This window comes from Georgenia yuyongxinii, from assembly GCF_006352065.1.
Lineage (GTDB): Bacteria > Actinomycetota > Actinomycetes > Actinomycetales > Actinomycetaceae > Georgenia > Georgenia yuyongxinii.
Map to the genome: position 1 here is coordinate 3,523,840 of NZ_CP040915.1, position 22,517 is coordinate 3,546,356.

Below are 22,517 nucleotides of genomic sequence, written 5' to 3' on the forward strand. Positions count from 1 at the left end.
GGTCAGCCCTCGACCGTGATGCCCATGGAGCGGGCGGTGCCGGCGATGATCTTCTCGGCGGCGTCGATGTCGTTGGCGTTGAGGTCTTCCTGCTTGGTGCGGGCGATCTCCTGGACCTGCTCACGGGTGATCTTGGCGACCTTGACCGTGTGCGGGGTGGCGGAGCCCTTGGCCACACCGGCGGCCTTCTTGATCATCTCGGCGGCCGGCGGGGTCTTCGTGACGAAGGTGAAGGAACGGTCTTCGTAGACCGTGATCTCCACCGGGATCACGTTGCCACGCTGCGACTCGGTGGCCGCGTTGTAGGCCTTGCAGAACTCCATGATGTTGACGCCGTGCTGACCCAGCGCGGGGCCGATCGGCGGCGCGGGGGTTGCTGCGCCGGCCTGGATCTGGAGCTTGATCAGGCCTGCAACCTTCTTCTTGGGGGGCATGTTCGGGTCCTTACGGTTCTTCCTCGTGTCCTGCCGGAACGGGCGTCCGGCGGTGCTGCCGTCTCGCTAGATCTTGGCGACCTGCGAGAACGACAGCTCGACCGGCGTCTCCCGGCCGAAGATCGTGACCAGCACCTTGAGCTTTTGGCTCTCGGGCGTGATCTCGGAGATGGTGGCGGGCAGGGTCTCGAACGGACCGTCGGTGACGGTGACGGACTCACCCACGATGAAGTCGACCTTGATGGGGGTCGCAGCGGCGGCACCGCCGGCACCCTTGGAGGGCGCCGTCGCGGACTTCGCCTGGATGGCGGGGGCCAGCATGGAGAAGACCTCGTCCTCGGTCAGCGGGACGGGCTGGTGCGTGTTGCCGACGAAGCCGGTCACGCCGGGGGTGTGCCGCACAGCACCCCACGACTCGTCGGTCAGGTCCATGCGCACCAGGGTGTAGCCAGGGATGCGCACGCGGTTGACGAGCTTGCGCTGGGCGTTCTTGATCTCCACGACCTCTTCCATGGGGACTTCCACCTGGTAGATGTAGTCCTCCATGTTCAGGCTCTGGATGCGGTTCTCCAGGTTGGCCTTCACGCGCTTCTCGTAGCCCGCGTAGGTGTGCACGACGTACCAGTCGCCCGGCAGCAGGCGCAGCTCCTTGCGGAATGCCTCGGCGGGGTCGAGCTCCTCTTCCTCCTCGGGCTCGACCTCGGCCTCGTCGGCCGGCTCGGCGCCCTCAACCTCGTCGGTCGGCCCGGCGTCCTCGTCGGCGTCGACCTCGTCGGTCGGCCCGGCGTCCTCGGCGTCGTCGGCCGTGGCGGCATCCTGCTCGTCCCCGGCCTCGGCGAGGTCGGCAGCGGGCGCGTCGACGACGACGTCGTCCGCCGGCTGTCCGGGCTCGGCCGACGCCTCGTCGAGGTCCGTAGGCTCGAGGTTCTCAGACACGTGCGACCTGCTTTCTGATCGATTGGGACTTCTGGCGGGTCAGCCAGCTAGGGGCGGGCGGACGGCGTCATGCGGCTCAGCCGAAGACCCAGAGCACGAGCTGCCCGAACCCCAGGTCGAGCAGGCCGACGATCACCCCGATCGCGAGCACGAATGCCAGCACGACCACGAAGTACGTCATCAGCTCGCTGCGCGTGGGTCGCACGACCTTCTTGAGCTCGGCGATGACCTGCCGGAAGAACAGGACGATACGGCCGAAGAACCCGCGCTTCTTGACGTCCTTCTCCTCGGACGCGCTGCGGGCGCGCTCGGGCCGCCCCGAGGTCGCGCTTGCAGACTCGCTCACAGGTTCTTCCTCACGATTTTCCGCGGGGTCTCATCCCCGCCCATCTCGGGCAGGTAGGCCCGCCGGGTGGCGGGACCCCTCAGGACACGTGCACCCCTGAACGGGAGCCAGTCCTGGCAGGGCAGGAGGGACTCGAACCCACAACCGCCGGTTTTGGAGACCGGTGCGCTACCAATTGCGCCACTGCCCTATCAGCGATCGACCTTCCCGGGCCGCGCGGCGCCCTCGTGGGCGTGCACCAGCCTGGCGGACGTCAACCACCGGCGTCGAGTGTACGGCCTCGCTGCCGTTTTGGTCGAACCCGTCGGCTCGGGAGCCTCATCACACCGGCCGACGGCGGAGCGCACCTGGCACCGCACGCCTCGACGGCTGAGCGCAGCTGCCACCGCACGTCACGACGGCGGAGCGCATCTGCCCGGCCCACGACATGGGCGCCCAGGCGCGGCCTTCGGTGCCCGTGCCACGATAGTCGCCGTGAGCGCACCCACCTCCCCCATGACGAAGCCCCGCGTGTCCGCCCGCCTGGCGGCGATCGCCGAGTCGGCCACCCTGGCCGTGGACGCCAAGGCCAAGGCCCTCAAGGCGGCCGGCCGCCCGGTGATCGGGTTCGGCGCCGGCGAGCCGGACTTCCCCACCCCCGACTACATCGTCGAGGCGGCCGTCGCCGCCGCGAAGGATCCCGCGAACCACCGGTACACCCCCGCGAAGGGCCTGCCGGCGCTGCGCGAGGCGATCGCTGCTAAGACGCTGCGCGACTCCGGGTACGAGGTCTCCCCCGACGACGTGCTGGTCACCAACGGCGGCAAGCAGGCCGTCTACCAGTCCTTCGCCGCCATCCTCGACCCGGGCGACGAGGTGCTGCTGCCCGCGCCCTACTGGACGACCTACCCCGAGGCCATCCGGCTGGCGGGCGCGACCCCGGTGGAGGTCTTCGCCGGCGCCGACCAGGAGTACCTCGTCACCGTCGAGCAGCTCGAGGCCGCCCGGACCGACCGCACCAAGGCGCTGCTGTTCTGCTCGCCGTCGAACCCCACCGGGGCGGTGTACTCGGCCGAGCAGACCGAGGCGATCGGCCGTTGGGCACTCGAGCACGGCATCTGGGTGGTCACCGACGAGATCTACGAACACCTGCTGTACGACGGCGCCGCCTTCACCCCGATCCAGCGGGTGGTCCCCGAGCTGGTCGACACCTCGATCGTGCTCAACGGCGTCGCGAAGACCTACGCGATGACCGGCTGGCGGGTGGGCTGGATGATCGGCCCCAAGGACGTCATCAAGGCCGCGACCAACCTGCAGTCGCACCTGACCTCCAACGTCGCCAACGTCTCCCAGCGCGCGGCCATCGCGGCGCTCACCGGTGACCTGTCCGCCGTGGAGTCCATGCGGACGGCGTTCGACCGGCGTCGGCGCACGATGATGGACATGCTGCGTGCGATCGACGGCGTCGAGCTGCCCACTCCGCGCGGCGCGTTCTACGCCTACCCGTCGGTCGAGGGTGTCCTGGGCCGGACGATCCGCGGTCGCACGCCGATTACCTCCGCCGAGCTGGCGACCCTGATTCTCGAGGAGGTCGAGGTGGCGGTCGTGCCCGGTGAGGCGTTCGGCCCCAGCGGGTTCCTCCGGCTGAGCTACGCCCTGGGCGACGACGACCTCGCCGAGGGTGTCGGGCGCATCCAGGAGCTGCTCGCCTGAGCGTCGATCCGTCATCGTGAGGCCGCCCTTCTGGGCGGCCTCACGTCGTTCAGGGGAGCTCCGGACCCGGAGCACCCCTTGCGGCAGCCCCGCCGCACGAGTCTCAGCCTCAGGGCGTTCTCATCCGCATCTCATCGGCGCGCGCGAAGATGTGCCTCATGAAGCGGTGGGGACTGGTCATGGTCGGTGCGTGCGGGGCGCTCGCGCTGGTGGCGCTGGCCTCGCTCGGCGTCGGCGCGCTGGCCGGCCCCCGCGACGACGTCGTGGTGCAGACGGAGATCGTCCGCGACGCCGGCCCCACGCCGACACCTCCCCCGGCCCCGTCCGCGCCCGCCGCATCGCCCACCCCCGCCGACCCCGATCCCACCACGGCGCCGCCCACGCCGGCGCCCTCGCCGGCCCCAGCCCCCACCACGGCGCCGGCGCCGGCTCCCGCCCAGGGAACCGCCCCCACCGTCGTCCAGCCCGCCGCCCCGCGCTACGTCGACGACGACGACGACGATGACGACGACGACGACGACCGGCGTGATCGCAGGCGTGACCGGGACGACGACGACCGCCGCGATCGCCGCGGCGACCGGGACGACCGCGGCCGCGACCGTGACCGGGGCGACGACGATGACGACGACGATTGAGCGGCTTCGCGGCAGCGGTGGCGCCGGTGGCCTCACGGTCCGCTCGCGCATCCTCGCGACCGTCCTCGCGCTGACCCTGCTCACGCTCGTCGTGGCCGGCGGCACGGCCTGGGTGCTCCAGCGTGACCGCGTGGACGCCGGGATCGACGCGAGCCTGCAGCGCACGGTGGAGGAGTTCACCGCCTTCGCGACGTCGGCCACCGACCCGCAGACCGGCCAGCCGTACGCGAGCGCGCAGGACCTCATCTACGCCGGCATGCAGCGTGAGGTGCCCGGGCCCCACGAGGGCATGGCCGGGTTCGTCGAGGGCCGGCTGGAGCTCGAGCTGCCCACCGGCCTGAAGATCAACGAGGACCCCGAGCTGACTAGCCACCTCGAGGAGATGATCGCCACCGGGCCGGGGCGCATCGCCTCGGTGACGACCGCCTCGTCGGAGTACCGGTACGCGATCGTCAAGGTCACCCTCACCGACGTCGGGCAGGGAGCGCTGGTGGTGGCGTACAACCGCTCCGCCGAGATGGACGAGGTCGACGACACCTTCCGCACCTATGCCCTGGTGGCCGCCATCGCGCTGGTGGTTCTGGCCGCCGTCGGCTGGGTGCTGGCCGGCCGGCTGCTCTCACCGCTGCGGCACCTGCGTGAGACGGCGGAGTCGATCACGGACACCGACCTCTCCCGCCGCATCGAGGTGCGCGGCAACGACGACCTCTCCGAGCTCACCCGCACCGTCAACGCCATGCTCGGCCGGCTCGAGGACGCGTTCACGTCCCAGCGTGAGCTGCTCGACGACGCCGGGCACGAGCTGCGTACGCCCATCACCATCGTCCGCGGCCACCTCGAGCTCATGGACCCGGACGACCCCGCGGACGCCGCGGCGACCAAGGAGCTGGCGCTCAGCGAGCTCGACCGCATGCACCGGCTGGCCGACGACCTCGTGCTGCTGGCGAAGTCCGAGCGGCCCGACTTCGTCCAGCCGGCGAAGACCTCCATCGGCGAGCTGACGGACAACGTGCTGGACCAGGCCCGGGCGCTGGGCGAGCGTCGCTGGCTCATCGACGCCCGGCTGGAGGGCGAGGTCCTCGTCGACACCCAGCGCATCACCCAGGCGCTGCTCCAGCTCGCGGCCAACGCGGTGAAGTTCTCCGAGCCCGGCTCGGTGATCGCGCTGGGCTCGACCCTGCGCGGTGGGCGGCTCCTGCTGTGGGTGCGCGATGAGGGCATCGGCATCGCCCCGGACGAGCAGGCCCGCGTCTTCGAACGGTTCGGCCGGGCGAGCCAGTCGGTAGGCCGCGACGGCGCGGGCCTGGGCCTGGCCATCGTCGCCGCGATCGCCGCCGCACACGGTGGCCGGGTCGACGTCGACTCCAAGGTCGGCGCCGGGTCGGTGTTCGTCCTGGACCTGCCCGCGCGTGGCGCCGTCGTCGAGCAGGTCACCGAGGAGATCGAGCCGGTGACGGGCTGATTCCCCGCCCGCCTCCACCGGACCGGGGCATGCCGGTGTCAGACTCGGACCGAACCCGCCCGCACACCGAACGGAGGCCGACATGGCGCAGATCCTGATCGTCGAGGACGAGCCCGGCATCTCGTCCTTCATCACCAAGGGGCTGAAGTCCGCCGGGCACCAGCCCACCGCGGTGGGCACCGGGCGCGAGGGCCTGGCGCACGCGCACACCGACGGCTACGACCTCATGATCCTCGACATCGGCCTGCCCGACGTCGACGGGTTCGAGGTGCTGCGCCGCCTGCGCGGCCAGGGCTCGACGATGCCGGTCATCATCCTCACGGCCCGCTCGTCGGTGGACGACACGGTCGCCGGTCTCGAGGGCGGGGCCGACGACTACGTGCCCAAGCCGTTCCGGTTCGAGGAGCTGCTCGCCCGGGTGCGGCTGCGGCTGCGGACCACCGACCCCGCCGCCCCCGAGACGACGGTGCTCACCCACGGCCAGCTCTCGCTGGACATGCTCACGCGCCGGGTGAACGTGGACGGCAAGGAGGTGGAGCTCTCCGCCCGTGAGTTCGCGCTGCTCGAGACGTTCATGAGCCACCCGGGTCAGGTCCTCTCGCGCGAGCAGCTGCTCTCCCGGGTGTGGGGCTACGACTTCGACCCCGGCTCCAACGTGGTGGACGTCTACGTGCGCTACCTGCGCAAGAAGATCGGCGCCGAGCACCTGGCCACCGTGCGCGGGATGGGTTACCGCCTGGTCGACGCGAGCCGCTGACCTCAGCCCAACCGGCCGCGCACGTCCCCGACGACTCGGGCGAGGACGGGCACGTCGATCCCGTGCCGCTCGGCCAGGCGCAGCAGGTCCCCGCCGAGCGCCTCGATCTCGGCCGGGCCCCCGGCGTGGACGTCGTGCTGCAGCGAGGAGCGCATGGTTTCCGGCAGCCGCCGCAGCGCCCGGTCCAGCCCGGCGGGCTCGGTGGGCACACCCTCGGCGGTAGCCACCGCCGCCACCTCGGCGACGAGGCCGGCAGCGAGGGCCGGCTCCCGCTCGAGGGCCGGCCCGATCGGCTCGTCGGTCCAGCTCGTCAGGAGCGCCATCGGGGCCAGGAAGGCGTACTTGTGCCAGAGCACCTCGGTCTCGGTGCCCCCGGTGCGCACCGCCACCCCGGCCCCCTCCAGCGCCCGCGTGGTACGCCAGGAGGCGGCGTCGTCGGGCACCGTGAGGTTGCAGAAGCCGCCACGATGGACGACGACGCCGCCCTCACGCACCGACTCGACCTGGATGGACGCGCCCGCGACGGTTAGGCCCGCGCGGCGCAGGGTCTCGGCGTGCGCGGTGCCGTTGAGGAGGGCGAGCACCTCCGCGGGCCGGGCGGTCACCAGGTCCGGCAGCACGTGGGGCAGGGCGTAGGCCTTGACGGCGAGGACGACGGCGGCGCCGTCGGGGGCCTCGGTGGCGACGGGCAGGTGCGCCGTCCACTCCCCGTAGAGCTCGGAGCGCACGTGCAGCCCGTCCGCGAGCAGGCGTTGGGCGGTGGCGGGGCGGGCGACGGCGACGACGTCCTCCCCCGCACGATGGAGGAGGGCGGCGAGCAGCCCGCCCACGGCTCCTGGACCCACGACGGCGAGCATCCGTCTCTCCCTTCGACGCCGGCCCGCCGAGGTTATCGTGCGATCGGCCTGAACCGGCGGCCGGGGCGTCAGTCGGCCGAGGCGGCGCTCGGCGCGCTGACCGGACTGGCGGCGCTGACCGGGCTGAGCGGGGCGACGACGCGCGGCGCCGGGTCCGCTGGGGCTGCGGTGGCTGCCTCGGCCGGCACGGTCACCTCAGGTGCGGGGGTCGTGGCGGGCGCGATAGCCGTGGCGGCCGGCGCCGCCCCGCCCCCGGCGGGCTGCTTCGCACCGCGCGTGGCATCGGCCGCCGGGGCGTCCAGCACCACGGGCGCGACGGGCAGCGTCTCCGGCTGCTGGGCCATGGCCAGGTTCATCCCGCCGACCACCCCCGCGATCCCGATCGCCCCCGTGATGACCCAGCTCCGGCCCCTCATGTCTGCTCCCGCGACGTCTCGTGTGCTCCTGACGAGAACAACTCTGCGCTGTGCGAGTGAGACCACGGGAAGGGCAGCATGAGAGGCCTCTCATGCCGGGTGTGTCAGGGCTCAGTGCGGGCCGCGCTGGGCGAGCACCTCGCGGCCGCGGGCAAGCCAGGCCTCCGCGCGGGCGAGGCGCCCCTCGGCGTCGGCACGCCAGTGCGCGCCGTCGGACCGCCGCGCACCCGCGACGAGGGAGAGGACCACCCCGGCCGACCGGGCGTGCAGGGCCACCGGGTCCACGAGCTGCTCGCACGAGCGGGTCCAGCGCTCGAGCAGGTCGGGCACGTGCGGGTAGGTGGTGGGTGCGAGGTGCGGGAGCACGCTGACGTGGCCGAGCAGGCACGCGAGGTCGTCCACCCGGTGGCCGGGGCCGACGGCGTCGACGTCCAGCAGCGCGGTCACCCCGACGGCATCCTCCCGCGGGTCCATCAGGACGTTGGCCTCGTAGAAGTCACCGTGGCTGGGCACCACGGGTCCGGGGTCGGAGGCGGCGAGCAGGCTCTCCACGCCGTCCGCGAGCGCCGTGGTCCGGTCGGCGTGCTCGGGCAGCACCGTGGCGGCCGCGTGCGCGTAGTGCTGGGCTCGTTCGGCCCACGCGGGCCGGCGTGGCAGGTCGAGCACGTCGGCGGGTAGCGCGTCGAGCACGCGCAGCAGCGCGGTCAGCACCGCGGGCGCCGCCCGTCCGACGCCTCGGGCGAGCAGGTTGGACAACGGGGTGCCGCGCCCCTCCCCCAGCAGCACCAGCCCGTCGTCGTCGGCGCGCAGCACCTCCGGGGCGGGCACGCCGGCGGCGGTGAGCATACGGTGCCGGTCGGCGAAGACGCGGGCCCCGGAGGGGCGCACGACCTTGAGGTACGCCGTCGCGGTGGGGTCGCTGCGGCGCACCCGCAGCACCGCGCGGCGGGTGGGCCGGTAGGCGAGCAGCTCGACCGTCACCGGGGTGCCGAGGCGCCGGGACAGCAGGCTCGCGTCGCACGCCACGGGCAGCGCGGGGAGCTCCGGGTCGGCGGGATGCCGCCAGAGGTGCACGACCGGCCCCTCGCCATCCTGCTCCAGGCGCACCAGGCCGGGCCCGGCCGGCTGGCTGAGCCGCGCCGTCGTCGCGCACAGGTACTCCTCGCTGCGCAGCGCGGAGCCCGCGCCGGGCACCTGCCGCTCGACGGTCACCGTGTACCCGACCGTCACGCCCGCACCGGGCCGGTGGTGGATCGTGTGCACCTGCCAGTCCACGAGGTGACTGCCCTCGACGCCGAGGGCACCGGCCAGCATCGGGCCGGCCTCCGGTCCGGTCAGCAGCGCGACGTCGGCCGGTTCGTGCTGCGCGGCCACGGGAACGCTCATGGGAGACATAGTGCATCACGTGACGGTGCAGGTGGGCCCGTGCGCGCGTGTGACGGCGCGTCCGGCGCACGACGGTGCGGGCATGGTGGCGGGGCGGGGGCGCCGTCGCCTCGCGAGGGCGCCGTCGCCTCGCGGGGGGCGCCGTCGCCGGGCGGCGGTGCCGCGAGTGGCAGACTCGGCAGGTGCGTGACCTCGCCCTCCTGCCCAAGGCCCACCTGCATCTCCACTTCACCGGGTCGATGCGGACCTCGACGCTGGCCGAGCTCGCGGACGCGCAGGGCATCAAGCTGCCCCACCACCTCGTGGACGACCATGCCCTGCACGTCCCCGCCGACCAGCGCGGCTGGTTCCGATTCCAGCGCTCCTACGACACCGCCCGCGCCGTCGTCCGCTCGGAGGCGGCGATGCGCCGGATCGTGCGGGAGGCCGCCGAGGACGACGCCGCGGAGGGCTCACGCCGGCTCGAGATCCAGGTGGACCCCACCTCCTACGCGCCGTTCGTCGGCGGCATCACACCGGCACTGGAGATCGTGCTGGACGAGGCGCGGCTCGCCAACGCGGCCACGGGCGTCGAGGTCGGCGTCATCGTCGCGGCCTCCCGCACCCGCCACCCCCTCGACGCCCGCACGCTGGCCCGGCTCGCGGCCGCGCACGCCGGGGACGGCCCGGGCCAGGTGATCGGGTTCGGGCTGAGCAACGACGAGCGGCGCGGCAACACCGCCGATTGGGCGCCGGCCTTCCGGATCGCCCGGCACGCCGGGCTGGTGGGGGTGCCGCACGGCGGGGAGCTGCTCGGCCCGGAGCACGTGCGCGACGTCGTCGCCCACCTCAAGCCCGCCCGGCTCGGCCACGGCGTGCGCACCGCCGAGGACCCCGACCTGCTCGCGAGGATCGTCGACGCGGGCATCGCACTGGAGGTGTGCCCCTCCTCCAACGTCTCGCTGGGCGTCTACCCCGACGCGGGGCACGTGCCCCTGCAACGGCTGCTCGACGCCGGCGCCGAGGTGGCCCTGGGCGCGGACGACCCGCTGCTGTTCCTCTCGCGCCTGAACGACCAGTACCGCATCGCCCGCGACGAGCACGGCCTGGACGACGCCGCCCTGGCCGGCCTGGCGCGCAGCTCCATCCGCGCCTCGCTGGCCTCGGAGACGTCCAAGCGGGAGATGCTGGCCGACGTCGACGCCTGGCTGGCGGCTGAGCCCGTGCCCGCGTGGTGACGGCACGCCGGCCGCCCGCACGAGGTGGCCCACGCGGCACTGGCTGTCCTCGCGGTGTCGCGGGGTCGGCGTCGTGAGCCCCCTGCCTCGTCCCTGGCGGGTCATGCGCCTGCGGGAGAGAGCCGCGGACTATGCCTTCGCCCTGCGGCACGAGGCGCGGGCGCTCCTTCGGCGGACGGATCCGCACGTGTACCGTCGGTCAGCCGCGGCCGCGGCGGTCCTGCTCCTGCCGGGCGTGTTCGAGACGTGGCGGTTCATGGAGCCGCTCGCCGCCCGGCTCGCCGTCGACGGGCACCCCGTGCACGTTGTCAGCGCGCTGGGCATCAACCGCCGTCGAGTCCTCGACGGGGCCGAGCGTGCCGCGCGCTACCTCGAAGAGCAGGACCTCACCGGAGTCGTGCTCGTCGCGCACTCCAAGGGGGGCCTCATCGGCAAGACCCTCATGCTCGCCGACGGCGGAGCCCGGGTGGCCGGCATGGTCGCCGTGGCCACACCGTGGGAGGGCTCGGTCTACGCCCGCCTCTTCCCGCCCGGCTCCGCCGTGCGCCACTTCTCGCCACGCGACCCGCACATCGTGGCGCTGGGTCGGGCGCGCGGCGTCAACGACCGGATCATCGCAGTGGCCCCGGCGTGGGACCCGCACATCCCGGGCACCGGGGCGCTGCCGGGTGCCCGTCGCACGGTGCGGCTCAAGGGGTCCGGGCACTTTCGCGTGCTGGATGACGCGGACCTCGTGGAGGCGGTCCGCACCGCCGTGACCGAGCTCGGCGACGAGGGCTCGTTCCCGCGGGTCGACGGGGCCTGACCGCACCTGACGCGCCCTGGCACGGCCGACGCCGGCCGAGCATCCCGGCGCCCGTGGCCCGCCCCTCGCACCCCCGCGTACCCCGGCCCCACGCCCCCGCTGTTGACAGCACCACGCCCCACGAGCACGATGCGTCATTGATATAGATCATTGAGTCATTGAGGTGGTCGCGATGTCGTCTCCGCTCCTGCTCCTGGTGTTTGCTCCGCTGCTCGCCCTCGCCGTGGGCACCGCCCTGCTCGCCGCTGTGCTGGCCTGGACCGGTGCGCGCGCCCGGCCGGCGGGGACGGCCGACGCAGCGGCTGCCGCGGCTCGCCGCCACCAGCTCACCACCGGGGTGCTCGCGCTCGTCGGCGGCCTGGTCGTCGCCGCCGCCGCGGCCTCGCTCGCCCCGACCGCACTCCTCTCCGTCACCGGCGTGCCCGGACTCGTGGCCGCGCTCGCGCCCTACGGCGCCGCCCTGGTGCTCCTGGCGGTCCACGCGGCCGGCGAGCTCACCTGGCCACGCCCACGCGGCGCGGTGCGGTCTGCGGTGCTGGTGCACCGGAGCCTCCGCGACCTCACCGGTGCCCGGGCGTGGCTCCTAGCCGGCACCTCGGCCGTCACGGTCGCGCTGCTGGTGGCCTTCGGGGCCACCGCGGCCGACGACGGCCGCATGGTCGCCAACCACCTCACCGCCGCCGAGATCGCGGCAGGTATCTCGGGCCTGCGGGGGCCCTACCCCGGCTGGCCGTACGGCGGACCGGCCCTGGTGGCGCTCGGGCTGGTGCTCCTGAGCACGCTGGCGGTGCTGCACCTGGTCGCCCGCCGCGCCGCGGTGGGCGGCGCGGACCGGGAGGTCGACCACGCGCTGCGCCTCGCCTCTGTGCGGCGGGTGCTGGGTGGGGTGCAGCTGCTCGTGGGGGCGGCCCTGACCGGTTACGCAGTCGTCGGCGGGATCTCCCTGTACGGGGCGGGCTGGCAGGGTGCGGCGCTCACGTGTCTAGGGGTCGCCGTCGTCTCGCTGGTGGTCTCGTTCGGCGCGCTGCTGAGCTCGTTGCGCCCGGTCCGGGCGTGAGCGCGCGCATCGCCGTCGACCTGACCTCCGCGGTGCCGCCCTACGAACAGGTCCGCACCCAGGTCAGCGCCCTCGTCACCGCCGGCGAGCTGCGGCCCGGCGACCGGCTCCCGACCGTGCGCGACCTCGCCGCGGACCTCGGACTGGCCGTCGGCACCGTGCAGCGGGCGTACCGCGAGCTGGAGGCGGCCGGCGTGGTGCTCTCGCGGCGGCGGGTGGGGACGGTGGTCGCGCCGGGCGCGGCCGACGGCCGGGACGGCGCCGGACGCGACGCCGCCACCGCACGCGCCCGGGCGCTGGTGGCAGAGCTGCGCACGGCCGGGCTGACGGACGGTGAGATCCTCGACGTCGTGCGCGCGGCACTGCTCAGCCCGACGCCGCTCAGCCCAGGCTGACGCCCACGAGCACGGGCTCGGGGACGAGCTCGACGCCGTAGGTGTCGCGGACGCCGTCGCGCACCGACCGGGCCAGGGCGAGCAGGTCCGCCGCGGTGGCCCCGCCGCGGTTGGTCAGCGCCAGGGAGTGCTTGGTGGACAGACTGGCCGGGGCGCCGAGCGTGTAGCCCTTGTCGAAGCCGGCGCGGGAGATGAGCCAGGCGGCGGAGGTCTTGACCACGCCGTCGACGACGGGTGCGGCGGCGCCGATCTGCCGGATCCGGGTGTGGTCGGTCACCGGGTAGCGAGGCGCCTCGGGCGGCAGCGCCGCATCTGCCTGCGAAACGGTCATGACGGGGTTGGTGAAGAACGACCCGGCGGACCAGGTGTCGTGGTCGGCGGCATCGAGAACCATCCCCTTGCTCCCGCGCAGGGCGAGCACCGCCTCGCGCACCTCGGTCGCGGGCACCCGGGCGCCGACGTCGACGCCGAGCCGGCGGGCCAGCTCGGGGTAGCGCACCGGTGCCGACAGCGTGGCCAGGCGCATCTGGAAGGTCACCTCGAGGACGACGTAGCGCGGGGTGGGGCCCCAGGTGCGCCCACCGCCGTCATCGGCGTCCGTCAGGGAGCGCTTGAGGACCGAGGTGCGGTAGCCGAGGCCGAGCTCACCCACGGCGAGCATGCGGGTGCGGCGCTCGAGCCGGTCGTACACGCGCACCGAGGAGAGGGTCTCGGCGACCTCCTGGCCGTAAGCGCCGACGTTCTGCACAGGGGTGGCGCCGGTGGAGCCGGGGATACCGGAGAGGGCCTCGACGCCCATCCATCCCTCGTCGACGGCGGTGGCGACCACCTCGTCCCAGGGCTGGCCGGCGGGCACGGTCAGGCTGGCCCCGGCGCAGGAGGAGTCCGCCTGGCCGTCGATGCCCCGGCGGGCGTCGCGCACGACGACGCCGTCGAAGCCGGCGTCCGCGGCGAGCAGGTTCGACCCGCCGCCCAGGACCAGGACCGGCGTGCCGGCGTCGTCCGCCGCCCGGACGGCGTCGACGAGCTCGGCCTCGGTGCTCGCCTCGACGTAGGCGGCCACCGGACCGCCGACCCGCAGCGTGGTCAGCTCGGCCAGCGTGGGGGTGCCGGCGGCGAAGGTGGCGCCGGCGGGGGCGGCGAGGGAGGTCACGGCGGAGGTGGTCATCCGTCAAGGGTAGGTCGGGCCCTGCACGCGGGCTGTGTGATGCTCCTCGCCCGGTGCGCGCCCGGCCCCGTCAGTCCAGCCGCACCACTGCTTGGGCCTTGGCGAGCACGCTCGCGCCGCCGGAGGTCACCTTGAGGTCCACTCGCACGGAGCTGGCGGCCAGGTCCACCGCGCCCACCGTGCCGGTCACCTCGACCTCGACGTGCCCGGGGTCGGGCACCTCGATCGGCCGGGTGAACCGGACCCCGTAGTCCATGACGGCGCCCGGGTCGCCCGCCCAGTCGGCGACGGCGGACCCGGCCAGGCCCATCGTCGCCATGCCGTGCGCGATGACGCCGGGCAGCCCCACCTCACGGGCGAAGCGGTCGTTGTAGTGGATGGGGTTGAAGTCGCCGCTGGCGCCGGCGTAGCGCACGAGCAGGTCGCGGTCGACGGCGTAGGTGCGGATGAACAGCTGCTGGCCGGGCTCGAGGTCGGTGAGGACCGGCCGGGTCGCCGGCGCTTCCCTCGACGCTGGGGCGTCCGCCGTCACGGACGCATCCGCCGTCGGCTGGGCTTCCGCCGCCACGACTTCGAGCCCGCGCGTGGACTCGTCGGTCGTCGACTCGCTCATCGGCCCTCTCCTCGCACGGCGAGGGTGGACACGACCGTGGCCACCGGGGTGTCGTCGGCGTCGGCCACCTCCGCACGGGTGGTGACCAGCGTGATGCCGGCCCGCTCGACGATCTTGTCCACGTGGACCGTGGTCCGCAGCCGGTCCCCGGCCACGATCGGCCGGTGGTGGCTGAAGCGCTCCTCGGCGTGGACCACGCGGGAGAAGTCGATGCCCGCCTCCTCGCTGCCCACGTACGCCTGTTCGGCGCGCTGGGCGACGATCACCGCGAACGTGGGCGGCGCGACGACGTCCGCGTAGCCGAGCGCCCACGCGGCGTCGGGGTCGAAGTGCGCCGGATGGGTGGCGCCGGTGGCCCGGGCCATCTCGGCGATCTTCACGCGGGAGACCTCGTAGATCTCCGTAGGGGCATAGGAACGCCCCACGAGCGTCGTGTCGACGCTGGTGGGGCGTGCGCTGCTGGCGGTCATCTCCCCAGACTAGCCAGGGACGACCGCCAGGATCAGCGGGTCTCGCGGTGCGTGGTCTTGGCGTTGCAGCGCGGGCAGTACTTCGCCAGCTCGAGCCGGTCGGGGTTGTTCCGACGGTTCTTCTTGGTGATGTAGTTGCGCTCCTTGCACACCTCGCAGGCGAGGGTGATCTTGGGGCGAACGTCGCTCGACTTGCTGGCCACGGCTGTTCCTCACGTATCGATCGTGCGAGCGGCCATCTCAGGCTGCTTCGGCTGTTCCTGTCGGTAGCGGGGGCGGGGCTCGAACCCGCGACCTCACGATTATGAGTCGTGCGCTCTCACCAACTGAGCTACCCCGCCGCGTCTTGCGGACCGCACCACGATACCTGCTGGGCGGCGGTGGCGGTGGCCCGTAGACCAGAGCCCCGAAAGGGAATCGAACCCTTGACCTTCTCCTTACCATGGAGACGCTCTGCCGACTGAGCTATCGGGGCGGCGCAAACGAGACTACACACAGCGCATCGTGATCGTGAAATCCGGATGGGACCTGCGGGCCGTGAGTCCGCTCACACGGGTCTTTGGCCCGCATGTCGCCGCGCGCCGGCCCCCTGCGGGGCGTGCTGACGCATGGCAGGGTCCGCCGTCGGGAGCGTGCCGACGCACGGCGGGCGCCGCCGTCGGGAGCGTGTCGACCCACGGCGGGCGCCGCCGTCGGGCCCTCGATGCGCTGCCGAGGACGGCGGTACCGAGGACGACGGCGTGTCCCCCAACGACGACGGCCCACCACCGCTGTGCGCAGGTGATGGGCCGGTCCGTGGCGAGTGCAGGATTCGAACCTGCGAAGCTTCCGCGGCTGATTTACAGTCAGCTCCCTTTGGCCGCTCGGGCAACTCGCCCCGCACCCCGTAAGGTGCAGTGGGAACGATAGCAACAACTTCCGGGCGCCCGTTAACCGGCGCCGGCGCGACGATGGTCACACCTGGGCCTCGTCCCCGGTCGCTGCGACGGATGTGCCTGGCGAGCAGGAGGAGACACTTCATGGCCGATTCGTCTTTTGACATCGTCAGCAAGGTGGACCGCCAGGAGGTGGACAACGCCGTCAACCAGGCCGCCAAGGAGATCGCCCAGCGATACGACTTCAAGAACGTCGGCGCCTCGGTGAGGCTCGCGGGGGACGTCATCACGATGACGGCGAACTCGGCCGAGCGGGTCAAGGCCGTCCTGGACGTGCTGCAGTCGAAGCTCATCAAGCGAGGGATCTCGCTGAAGTCCCTCGACACCGGGGACGGTGAGCCCAAGCCCTCGGGCAAGGAGTACCACCTCACGGGCACCATCAAGGAGGGGCTGAGCCAGGAGGTCGCGAAGAAGATCACCAAGCTGGTGCGCGACGAGGGGCCCAAGGCCGTGAAGGCGCTGATCACCGGCGACGAGGTGCGGGTCACCTCCAAGAGCCGTGATGACCTGCAGGCGGTCATCACGCTGCTCAAGGGCGCCGACGACATCGACGCCGCGCTGCAGTTCGTGAACTACCGCTGAGGTTCGGCTCCGCGCTCGTCCGAGCCTCAGCGTGTCGCGTTGCGGAGCGCGGCCTCGATCTGCGCGCGGACGAACCACGGGCGGTCCACGATCTGGTGCCAGGTGAAGCGCAGCACGGTGTAGCCGGCCAGTGACAACGTGTTGAGGCGCACTCGTTCTGCCTCGAAGTCCGCGTGGGCTTCGCGGCCGTCGACCTCGACGATGAGCTTGGCCTCCGCGAAGAGGACGTCCGCGCGTGCCACGATCCGGCCGGCCACGATGATGGGTTGATCCGCCTGCCAGCCCCGGATGCCGGCATCGCGGAGGATCTGGTGCAGGCGCCGCTCCGCCGCGCTCAGCGCGCCGTCGCTGGTGTCGGCCAGCAGGCGGCGGAGCTGAGCCACACCGGGGCGGCCGGGCCACTCGTCGACCGCTCGCCGCAGCTCCGCGACCGTGAGGATCTCGCGCGTACGCACCCAGGCCATCAACCTCTCGGCCTCGGCCAAGGGCATCAGCGCCAGGCAGTCGATCGCTGTGGCACGCCGCCCGGTGACCCGGAAGCTCAGGACACGGCGGACGTCGGCAGCGGGGAAGTAGTGGGGCATGAGTCCGCGTCCGGGCCGGTGGTGCTGCGACACCAGGACGTGCGCAAGGTGGTCGTCCGTGACCGGCATGCCGTGAAGCAAGGCCGCGGTGCGGAGACAGATGACACCCTTCGGCCACGTGAGTGCGGCACCGGCGGCCCGCAGCCTCACCGGGTCGAGCGTCGGCGGCACCTGCTCGACGTACGCGGCACCGACGACGTGACGCCACACCCCGCGGTCGACCTTGACCCGGATGACCGCGCGCGTGAGCCCCGCCTGGGCGGCCATGGCAAGCGTGAAGACGTGGAGCACCTTGGCCTTCCTCAGGCGGTGCTCGGCCGCCTCGCGGTCGCGCCTGTCCATGGGCCGAAGCATGGCGGGCGCACCGATGAGGCCGTTCGCGTCATCCACAGGCAGGGCCACCTGCGTGTCGCTGGAGTGCGGTGGGTACGGCGCGAGCGCCACAGATGCGCGGTCCGGCTCGATGCGCACAGGCTCGACGAGCACCGAGAGCGGTCTGGTCAACGAGATGGTCAGGATGGTCGTTTAAACGACCAATCTGGCCACCTCGTTTCGGCACGCACGCACAAGCGGTCGCGATTAGCCCACGCGCGTAGCGGCTAAACGAGCGGTCGACGAGCGCGCGAGGACCGGTCCCGGCCGCACGGGAGCCACGACGCCGTCGCCGACCGTGGGCACGGCCCGAACACGCTGGTCCTGAAGCCGCGAGCCTCAGTATCCGGCGATGCGCTCCAGCCGTGCGATCCGTTCCGCCATCGGCGGGTGGGTGGAGAACATCCGCACGAGCCCGCCGCCGCCCCGGAACGGGTTGGCGATCATCATGTGGCTCACGTTCTCCATGCGCTGGGTGGGTTGCAGCGGGTGCGCGGCGGTGCCGCGCTCGAGCTTGCGCAGCGCCGAGGCGAGGGCCAGGGGATCGCCGGTGAGCCGGGCGCCGTCCTCGTCCGCGTCGAACTCGCGGGTGCGAGAGATGGCGAGCTGGATGAGCATCGCAGCAAGCGGCGCCAGGAGTGCGGTGGCGAGCAGCGCCAGCGGGTTGGCGTTGCGGTCGCGGCCGCCGAAGAAGAGCAGGAACTGCGCGATCGAGGTGATGACCCCGGCGAAGGCCGCCGCGACCGAGGAGGTGAGGATGTCCCGGTTGTACACATGCATGAGCTCGTGCCCGAGCACCGCCCGCAGCTCACGCGGCTCCAGCATGCGCATGATGCCCTCGGTCACGCACACGGCCGCGTGCCGGGCGTCGCGACCGGTCGCGAAGGCGTTGGGCTGGGCCGTCGGCGCGATGTACAGCCGCGGCATCGGCTGGCGAGCCGCGGTGGCAAGCTCGCGGACCGTGGCGTACAAGCCAGGCGCCTCGGCCTCGCTGAGCGGTCGGGCGGCCATGGCGCGGATGGCCAGCTTGTCCGAGTTCCAGTAGCTGTAGAACGTCGTGGCCAGGCCGATCGCGGCGAAGATCCAGATGAACGTCGACCGCCCGGTGCCCGAGGCCACCAGGGCACCGACCCCCAGCAGGACGACCCACATGCTCGCGAAGAGCAGGGTGGTCTTCAGCCCGTTGTGGTGCCGGTCGGTCATTGCGCGTGCTCCATCCTCGGGGGTCGGCGAGGGCCCGCCACCTACCGGTGGTGGGCCCCTCATCTCCTCCAACGGCCGGCTCGCCGCGCGTGTTCCCCGCGACGGGCCGCGCGTGACCCACGGCCCTGCCGTTTCAGCGCCGCTGAGGGTGCCACCCGCCGTCATACGAGTTTCCGGAGCCGGGCAGGAGACCTCGTGCACGGTGTCAGAGCAGCCGACCGTCGTGCTCCTCACCGCGGGAGATGGCCGTCATGGTCTCGCGGTGCACGACCTTCACTCGCTCGCGCTCGACCCCGTCGTACCTCTCCCCCAGGGACCGTTCGAAGGCGTCGAGCAGCTCCCAGCCCTCCCAGGTCGTGTAGCGCACGCCGGCGGCCTCCAGGGCGGCGAGCATGGCGTCGTGCCCGACTGCGGCCTCGTCGTCGGACCGGGCGTGCAGCAGCCCGGCCTGGGCGTCCTCGACGAGGTGGGCGATGGTCTGCTGGGCGTCGGACTTCGTCGAGCCGATCAGACCCACCGGGCCGCGCTTGATCCAGCCGGTGGCGTAGACCCCGGTGAGGTAGTCGCCGTCGTCGCCGATCACCCGGCCCTCGGTGTTGGGGATGACGCCGCTGCGTTCGTCGAAGGGCAGACCCGCCACGGGCGAGCCGAAGTACCCGACGGCGCGGTAGACCGCCTGGACGGGGGTGTCGACGAACTCACCGGTGCCGCGCACGCTGCCGTCCCCGGTCAGCTCGGTGCGCTCGGTGCGGATCGCCTCGACCTTGCCGTTGCCCAGGACCTCCACGGGCCGGTGCAGGAAGTGCAGGTGGATGCGGCGCGACGCCGTCCGGTCGGCCTCCTCCTTCAGGGTCCAGTCCATCAGCGTCTTGACCACCTGCTTGGTCTGGTTGGAGGACCGGATCGACTCCTCCGAGCCCTCGTCGAACTGGAAGTCCTCGTCGTAGACGATGACGTCGACGTCGGGCACCTTGCCCAGCTCGCGCAGCTCGAGGGGGGTGAACTTCACCTGTGCCGGGCCGCGGCGGCCGAACACGTGCACGTCGGTGACCGGGCTGCGGCGCAGCCCCTCGACCACGTTTTCGGGGATCTCGGTGACCAGGAGGTCCTCGGGGTGCTTCGCGAGCATGCGCGCGACGTCGAGGGCGACGTTGCCGACGCCGACGACGGCCACCTCCTTGGCCTCGAGCGGCCAGGTGCGTGGGACGTCGGGGTGCCCGTCGTACCAGGAGACGAAGTCGGCGGCGCCGTAGCTGCCGGCCAGGTCGATGCCCGGGATGTTCAGCGGGGCGTCGCGGTCGGAGCCGGTGGAGAAGATCACGGCGTCGTAGTGCCGCTGCAGCTCCTCGAGGGAGACGTCCGTACCGACGTCGACGTTGCCGATCAGGCGGATGTCACCGCGCTGGAGGATCTTGTACAGCGCCACGATGATCTGCTTGATCCGCGGGTGGTCCGGGGCGACGCCGTACCGCACCAGCCCGAACGGCGCGGGCAGCCGCTCGAAGAGGTCGATGCTCACCTCCAGCCCAGACTTGGACAGGATGTCGGCCGCGTAGATGCCGGCAGGGCCGGCACCGACGAGAGCCACGCTCAGCGGGCGGGAGCTGGTCACAAGAACCTCTCGTACAGGGGATGCGGGCGTCCGTCCTCGCGGCGCACGGACATGGCCGGGCCGGGAGAAAACCACCGTCCAGTCTATGGCCAGGCCGGGTGGGCCTGGTGGTGAGGGCCGTCACGCCGTCGGGCGGGCCAGCTCGAGGACCGTGGCCGACGGCGTCGCGTGCGCCGCCGCGACACCGAACCTGTCCGGTTGGTTCCGGCGTTCATCCCGGCGCGGTGCGAGAGTGTGGCGGTGACCGACCACTCCGCCCACGGCGCTGCCGCCGCTGTGTCCGCCACGGCACCTCCTGGGGTACCGCGCGACCCCGCCCCGCCAGGCGGCACGGATCGGGTGGGGCTGGCGCTCGGCCTGAGCTGCTACCTGCTCTGGGGCACCTTCCCGCTGTACTTCCGCCTGCTGGACCAGGCCTCGGCCACGGAGATCGTGGCGCACCGCGCGGTGTGGAGCCTGGGGTTCTGCCTCCTGGCCCTGGTGCTGATGCGGTCCATGCGGGCGTTCGGCGAGGTGCTGCGCCGTCCTGCGATGCTCGCTCAGCTGGCCGTGGCGGCGGTGCTGGTGGCGTCGAACTGGCTCGTGTACGTGTATGGGGTCAACTCCGGGCGCACGGTCGACGCGGCGCTGGGGTACTTCATCAACCCGCTCGTCACGGTGCTCCTCGCCGTCCTCGTGCTCCGCGAGCGGTTGCGACCCCTCCAGTGGGTGGCGAGCGGCATCGGCGCCGCGGCGTTCGTGGTGATCGCGGTCGGGTACGGCGAGCTCCCGTGGATCGCGCTCACCCTGGCGGTCACGTTCGGCCTGTACGGGCTGGCGAAGAACCGGGTGGGGCGGACGGTCGGGGCGCTGCCCGGTCTGGCGGTGGAGACGACCGTGCTCTTCCCGGTCGCGGTCGGCTACCTCCTCTGGCTGGGCGCGACCGGGGCCGGCACGTTCGGCGCGGCCGGCCCGGACCGCGTCTCGCACATGCTCCTGCTCCTGGCGGCGGGGCCGCTGACGGCGGTGCCGCTGCTGCTGTTCGGGGCGGCGGCCCGCCGGTTGCCGCTCAGCGTCGTCGGGATGCTCCAGTACGTCACCCCGGTGCTGCAGCTGTTGGTCGGTGTGGCGTTGTTCCGCGAGCCGATGCCACCGGAGCGGTGGGCGGGGTTCGTCCTCGTCTGGGTGGCAATCGCGCTGCTCACGCTGGACGGGTGGCGGCACCGGCCGTCGGGCCGGTCCGGCCGTTCTGAGCGCTCCGGCGCTCCGGGCGCTCCGGGCGGTCCGGGCGCTCGGCGCGCACGAGCCCAGCCTCCTGACGTCGCGGATCGGTAGGTCGTCGACCGTGCTCCTAGGCACGGCTGCGCGACCTGCCCGCCGGGGTCAGTGCGGCCCGCGCGACCGCCGGTCTTCCCGACCTACCGGTCGTGCGGCTGGGCAGCCATCGTGCGGCGGACCGATGGCGCGCCGGCCCGCTGATCAGCGCGGGGCCGGCGCGCTGACGTCACGCTGCGCCGGAAATCTCGCGGAGCAGATGACATCTCACGGAGAAGATGACATCTCGCGGGAGTGGGCGCTCCGCTGGCTCAGGCCAGGCGGTCCACCAGCAGCCCCGCGAACGCGCCTAGCGCGTCCTTGACGTCGCCCTCCGGCAGCGGAGCGAGCTCGTCGACGGCGTCGCGCGCCCAGGCGGCGGCGAGGTCGCGCGCCTCACCCACCACCTTGTGCCGGCGCAGGTCGGCCACGATGGAGCTGAGCGCCTCGTCGGAGCCCAGATCCTCCCCCAGCCGTTCGAGGAGCCGCAGCCCGTCGTCGTCGAGGGTGCCGGCCGCGGCGCGCTGGCGCAGCAGCAGCACGGGCATCGTGTCCACGCCCTCGCGCAGGTCGGTGCCCGGTGTCTTGCCGGTGGTGGCGGCGTCGGCGGAGAGGTCGATGACGTCGTCGGCCAGCTGGAACGCGACGCCGACCTTCTCGCCGTACCGCGTCAGGATCTCGGCGAGCTCCGCGCCGGCCCCGGAGAACGTGGCGCCGTACCGCGCGGACGCGGCGATGAGGGAGCCGGTCTTGTCCGCCAGCACCCGGATGTAGTGGCCGGTCGGCTCCTCGCCGTCCGCCGGGCCGAGCGTCTCGTGCAGCTGGCCCAGGCAGAGCCGCTCGAAGGTCTCGGCGTGCACGCGCACGGCGTCCGCCCCGAGCTGGGCGACCAGCTGTGACGCGCGAGCGAAGAGCAGGTCCCCGGTGAGGATCGCGACCGAGTTGCCCCACACCTCGTGGGCGGCCGGGGCCCCGCGCCGCATGGGCGCGGAGTCCATGACGTCGTCGTGGTAGAGCGTGGCCAGGTGGGTCAGCTCCACGGCGACGGCGGCCGTCAGGACGTCGTCGTTCACGCCCCCGCCGAGCTCGGCGGTCAGCAGGGTGAGCAGCGGGCGCAGCCGCTTGCCGCCCGCGGCGGCCAGGTGCGCCGCCGGGGCATCCACCAGCTGGTCCGCGCCCACCACGGACGCGCGCAGCCGGTCCTCGACGTCGCTCATCAGCGGCGTCAGGCGGGCCTCGAGGTCGTGGTCGCCCAGGGGCAGGATGGAGGAGGAAGTCACGAGAGGAACC

The 22,517-nt window shown here is 72.9% G+C and carries 24 protein-coding genes and 4 tRNA genes; 10 read left to right on the top strand and 18 right to left on the bottom strand.

Annotation, left to right across the window (positions count from 1 at the left end; translation table 11 throughout):
- Positions 1–2: 2 nt before the first annotated feature.
- From rplK to FE374_RS16000, 4 genes are all read right to left on the bottom strand, one after another.
- A complete protein-coding gene (gene rplK, locus FE374_RS15985) occupies positions 3–434 on the bottom strand; it encodes a 50S ribosomal protein L11 (protein WP_139930168.1) in 432 nt (143 codons plus the stop codon).
- Between the two features lie 66 nt (positions 435–500).
- A complete protein-coding gene (gene nusG / locus FE374_RS15990) occupies positions 501–1,370 on the bottom strand; it encodes a transcription termination/antitermination protein NusG (protein ID WP_139930169.1) in 870 nt (289 codons plus the stop codon).
- 76 nt (positions 1,371–1,446) lie between these two features.
- The gene (secE, locus tag FE374_RS15995; protein ID WP_139930170.1) at positions 1,447–1,716 is read right to left on the bottom strand and encodes a preprotein translocase subunit SecE; all 270 of its coding nucleotides are present in this window, start codon (positions 1,714–1,716) and stop codon (positions 1,447–1,449) included.
- Positions 1,717–1,830: 114 nt separating this feature from the next.
- Positions 1,831–1,906: transfer RNA gene (locus FE374_RS16000), tRNA-Trp, on the bottom strand.
- 284 nt (positions 1,907–2,190) lie between these two features.
- Between FE374_RS16000 and FE374_RS16005 the strand changes: the two genes are divergently transcribed.
- From FE374_RS16005 to FE374_RS16020, 4 genes are all read left to right on the top strand, one after another.
- On the top strand, positions 2,191–3,408 hold the full coding sequence (locus FE374_RS16005; RefSeq protein ID WP_139930171.1) for a pyridoxal phosphate-dependent aminotransferase: 1,218 nt from the start codon (positions 2,191–2,193) through the stop codon (positions 3,406–3,408).
- 158 nt (positions 3,409–3,566) lie between these two features.
- Positions 3,567–4,043 carry a hypothetical protein gene (locus FE374_RS19405; RefSeq protein WP_179957328.1) on the top strand — a complete coding sequence of 159 codons (477 nt, stop codon included), beginning with the start codon at positions 3,567–3,569 and terminating at the stop codon, positions 4,041–4,043.
- Positions 4,027–5,505 (top strand): sensor histidine kinase, encoded by a 1,479-nt coding sequence (locus tag FE374_RS16015; RefSeq protein WP_139930172.1) that lies wholly within the window; start codon positions 4,027–4,029, stop codon positions 5,503–5,505. The genes FE374_RS19405 and FE374_RS16015 overlap by 17 nt, the downstream gene beginning before the upstream one ends.
- Before the next feature lie 82 nt (positions 5,506–5,587).
- Positions 5,588–6,262 (top strand): response regulator transcription factor, encoded by a 675-nt coding sequence (locus FE374_RS16020; RefSeq protein ID WP_139930173.1) that lies wholly within the window; start codon positions 5,588–5,590, stop codon positions 6,260–6,262.
- Between the two features lie 2 nt (positions 6,263–6,264).
- Here FE374_RS16020 and FE374_RS16025 read toward each other — a convergent pair whose 3' ends face one another.
- The 3 genes from FE374_RS16025 to FE374_RS16035 form a co-directional block, all read right to left on the bottom strand.
- The gene (locus FE374_RS16025) at positions 6,265–7,119 is read right to left on the bottom strand and encodes a ketopantoate reductase family protein (protein ID WP_139930174.1); all 855 of its coding nucleotides are present in this window, start codon (positions 7,117–7,119) and stop codon (positions 6,265–6,267) included.
- Positions 7,120–7,187: 68 nt separating this feature from the next.
- Entirely contained in the window at positions 7,188–7,535 is a 348-nt protein-coding gene (locus FE374_RS16030) for a hypothetical protein (RefSeq protein ID WP_139930175.1), read from the bottom strand.
- Positions 7,536–7,646: 111 nt separating this feature from the next.
- Entirely contained in the window at positions 7,647–8,921 is a 1,275-nt protein-coding gene (locus FE374_RS16035) for a phosphotransferase family protein (RefSeq protein WP_139930176.1), read from the bottom strand.
- Between the two features lie 182 nt (positions 8,922–9,103).
- Between FE374_RS16035 and FE374_RS16040 the strand changes: the two genes are divergently transcribed.
- From FE374_RS16040 to FE374_RS16055, 4 genes are all read left to right on the top strand, one after another.
- The gene (locus FE374_RS16040) at positions 9,104–10,138 is read left to right on the top strand and encodes an adenosine deaminase (protein WP_139930177.1); all 1,035 of its coding nucleotides are present in this window, start codon (positions 9,104–9,106) and stop codon (positions 10,136–10,138) included.
- Between the two features lie 73 nt (positions 10,139–10,211).
- Positions 10,212–10,943 (top strand): lipase family protein, encoded by a 732-nt coding sequence (locus FE374_RS16045; RefSeq protein WP_179957329.1) that lies wholly within the window; start codon positions 10,212–10,214, stop codon positions 10,941–10,943.
- A gap of 172 nt (positions 10,944–11,115) precedes the next feature.
- On the top strand, positions 11,116–12,000 hold the full coding sequence (locus FE374_RS16050) for a hypothetical protein (protein WP_139930178.1): 885 nt from the start codon (positions 11,116–11,118) through the stop codon (positions 11,998–12,000).
- On the top strand, positions 11,997–12,395 hold the full coding sequence (locus FE374_RS16055; protein WP_139930179.1) for a GntR family transcriptional regulator: 399 nt from the start codon (positions 11,997–11,999) through the stop codon (positions 12,393–12,395). The genes FE374_RS16050 and FE374_RS16055 overlap by 4 nt, the downstream gene beginning before the upstream one ends.
- Here FE374_RS16055 and FE374_RS16060 read toward each other — a convergent pair.
- The 7 genes from FE374_RS16060 to FE374_RS16090 all read right to left on the bottom strand — a co-directional run bounded on the left by FE374_RS16060 (position 12,382) and on the right by FE374_RS16090 (position 15,523).
- Entirely contained in the window at positions 12,382–13,563 is a 1,182-nt protein-coding gene (locus FE374_RS16060; protein ID WP_139930180.1) for a UDP-N-acetylmuramate dehydrogenase, read from the bottom strand. The two genes, FE374_RS16055 and FE374_RS16060, sit on opposite strands and share 14 nt — an antisense overlap.
- 70 nt (positions 13,564–13,633) lie before the next feature.
- The gene (locus FE374_RS16065) at positions 13,634–14,095 is read right to left on the bottom strand and encodes a MaoC family dehydratase (RefSeq protein WP_388043852.1); all 462 of its coding nucleotides are present in this window, start codon (positions 14,093–14,095) and stop codon (positions 13,634–13,636) included.
- A gap of 77 nt (positions 14,096–14,172) precedes the next feature.
- Positions 14,173–14,646 carry an FAS1-like dehydratase domain-containing protein gene (locus FE374_RS16070; RefSeq protein ID WP_139930182.1) on the bottom strand — a complete coding sequence of 158 codons (474 nt, stop codon included), beginning with the start codon at positions 14,644–14,646 and terminating at the stop codon, positions 14,173–14,175.
- A gap of 32 nt (positions 14,647–14,678) precedes the next feature.
- Entirely contained in the window at positions 14,679–14,849 is a 171-nt protein-coding gene (rpmG, locus tag FE374_RS16075) for a 50S ribosomal protein L33 (protein ID WP_139930183.1), read from the bottom strand.
- A 64-nt stretch (positions 14,850–14,913) separates the two neighbouring features.
- Positions 14,914–14,987 (bottom strand) — tRNA-Met (locus FE374_RS16080).
- A 61-nt stretch (positions 14,988–15,048) separates the two neighbouring features.
- Positions 15,049–15,121 (bottom strand) — tRNA-Thr (locus FE374_RS16085).
- A 321-nt stretch (positions 15,122–15,442) separates the two neighbouring features.
- Positions 15,443–15,523: transfer RNA gene (locus FE374_RS16090), tRNA-Tyr, on the bottom strand.
- Between the two features lie 142 nt (positions 15,524–15,665).
- On the opposite strand from FE374_RS16090, the gene FE374_RS16095 reads away from it, so the two are divergent.
- On the top strand, positions 15,666–16,163 hold the full coding sequence (locus tag FE374_RS16095) for a YajQ family cyclic di-GMP-binding protein (RefSeq protein ID WP_139930184.1): 498 nt from the start codon (positions 15,666–15,668) through the stop codon (positions 16,161–16,163).
- 26 nt (positions 16,164–16,189) lie between these two features.
- On the opposite strand, the gene FE374_RS16100 is transcribed toward FE374_RS16095, so the two are convergent.
- The 3 genes from FE374_RS16100 to FE374_RS16110 form a co-directional block, all read right to left on the bottom strand.
- Complete coding sequence (locus FE374_RS16100; protein ID WP_139930185.1) at positions 16,190–17,251, bottom strand: DUF559 domain-containing protein; 1,062 nt, start codon at positions 17,249–17,251, stop codon at positions 16,190–16,192.
- A gap of 207 nt (positions 17,252–17,458) precedes the next feature.
- Positions 17,459–18,322 carry a zinc metalloprotease HtpX gene (htpX, locus tag FE374_RS16105; RefSeq protein ID WP_139930186.1) on the bottom strand — a complete coding sequence of 288 codons (864 nt, stop codon included), beginning with the start codon at positions 18,320–18,322 and terminating at the stop codon, positions 17,459–17,461.
- 205 nt (positions 18,323–18,527) lie between these two features.
- A complete protein-coding gene (locus tag FE374_RS16110; RefSeq protein WP_139930187.1) occupies positions 18,528–19,934 on the bottom strand; it encodes an FAD-dependent oxidoreductase in 1,407 nt (468 codons plus the stop codon).
- A 276-nt stretch (positions 19,935–20,210) separates the two neighbouring features.
- On the opposite strand from FE374_RS16110, the gene rarD reads away from it, so the two are divergent.
- The gene (gene rarD / locus FE374_RS16115; protein ID WP_139931645.1) at positions 20,211–21,248 is read left to right on the top strand and encodes an EamA family transporter RarD; all 1,038 of its coding nucleotides are present in this window, start codon (positions 20,211–20,213) and stop codon (positions 21,246–21,248) included.
- 251 nt (positions 21,249–21,499) lie between these two features.
- On the opposite strand, the gene FE374_RS16120 is transcribed toward rarD, so the two are convergent.
- Positions 21,500–22,507, bottom strand: coding sequence for a polyprenyl synthetase family protein (locus FE374_RS16120; protein ID WP_230978349.1), 1,008 nt, complete (start codon positions 22,505–22,507; stop codon positions 21,500–21,502).
- Positions 22,508–22,517 lie beyond the last annotated feature (10 nt).

What these genes read in the sequence shown, in the direction of transcription:
- FE374_RS16070 (WP_139930182.1), bottom strand. Translation starts at nt 14,646, where the DNA reads ATGACCGCCAGCAGCGCACGCCCCACCAGCGTCGACACGACGCTCGTG.
- FE374_RS16095 (WP_139930184.1), top strand. Translation starts at nt 15,666, where the DNA reads ATGGCCGATTCGTCTTTTGACATCGTCAGCAAGGTGGACCGCCAGGAG.
- rplK (WP_139930168.1), bottom strand. Translation starts at nt 434, where the DNA reads ATGCCCCCCAAGAAGAAGGTTGCAGGCCTGATCAAGCTCCAGATCCAG.
- FE374_RS16060 (WP_139930180.1), bottom strand. Translation starts at nt 13,563, where the DNA reads ATGACCACCTCCGCCGTGACCTCCCTCGCCGCCCCCGCCGGCGCCACC.
- FE374_RS16035 (WP_139930176.1), bottom strand. Translation starts at nt 8,921, where the DNA reads ATGAGCGTTCCCGTGGCCGCGCAGCACGAACCGGCCGACGTCGCGCTG.
- FE374_RS16025 (WP_139930174.1), bottom strand. Translation starts at nt 7,119, where the DNA reads ATGCTCGCCGTCGTGGGTCCAGGAGCCGTGGGCGGGCTGCTCGCCGCC.
- FE374_RS16030 (WP_139930175.1), bottom strand. Translation starts at nt 7,535, where the DNA reads ATGAGGGGCCGGAGCTGGGTCATCACGGGGGCGATCGGGATCGCGGGG.
- FE374_RS19405 (WP_179957328.1), top strand. Translation starts at nt 3,567, where the DNA reads ATGAAGCGGTGGGGACTGGTCATGGTCGGTGCGTGCGGGGCGCTCGCG.
- FE374_RS16050 (WP_139930178.1), top strand. Translation starts at nt 11,116, where the DNA reads ATGTCGTCTCCGCTCCTGCTCCTGGTGTTTGCTCCGCTGCTCGCCCTC.
- FE374_RS16020 (WP_139930173.1), top strand. Translation starts at nt 5,588, where the DNA reads ATGGCGCAGATCCTGATCGTCGAGGACGAGCCCGGCATCTCGTCCTTC.
- htpX (WP_139930186.1), bottom strand. Translation starts at nt 18,322, where the DNA reads ATGACCGACCGGCACCACAACGGGCTGAAGACCACCCTGCTCTTCGCG.
- FE374_RS16015 (WP_139930172.1), top strand. Translation starts at nt 4,027, where the DNA reads ATGACGACGACGATTGAGCGGCTTCGCGGCAGCGGTGGCGCCGGTGGC.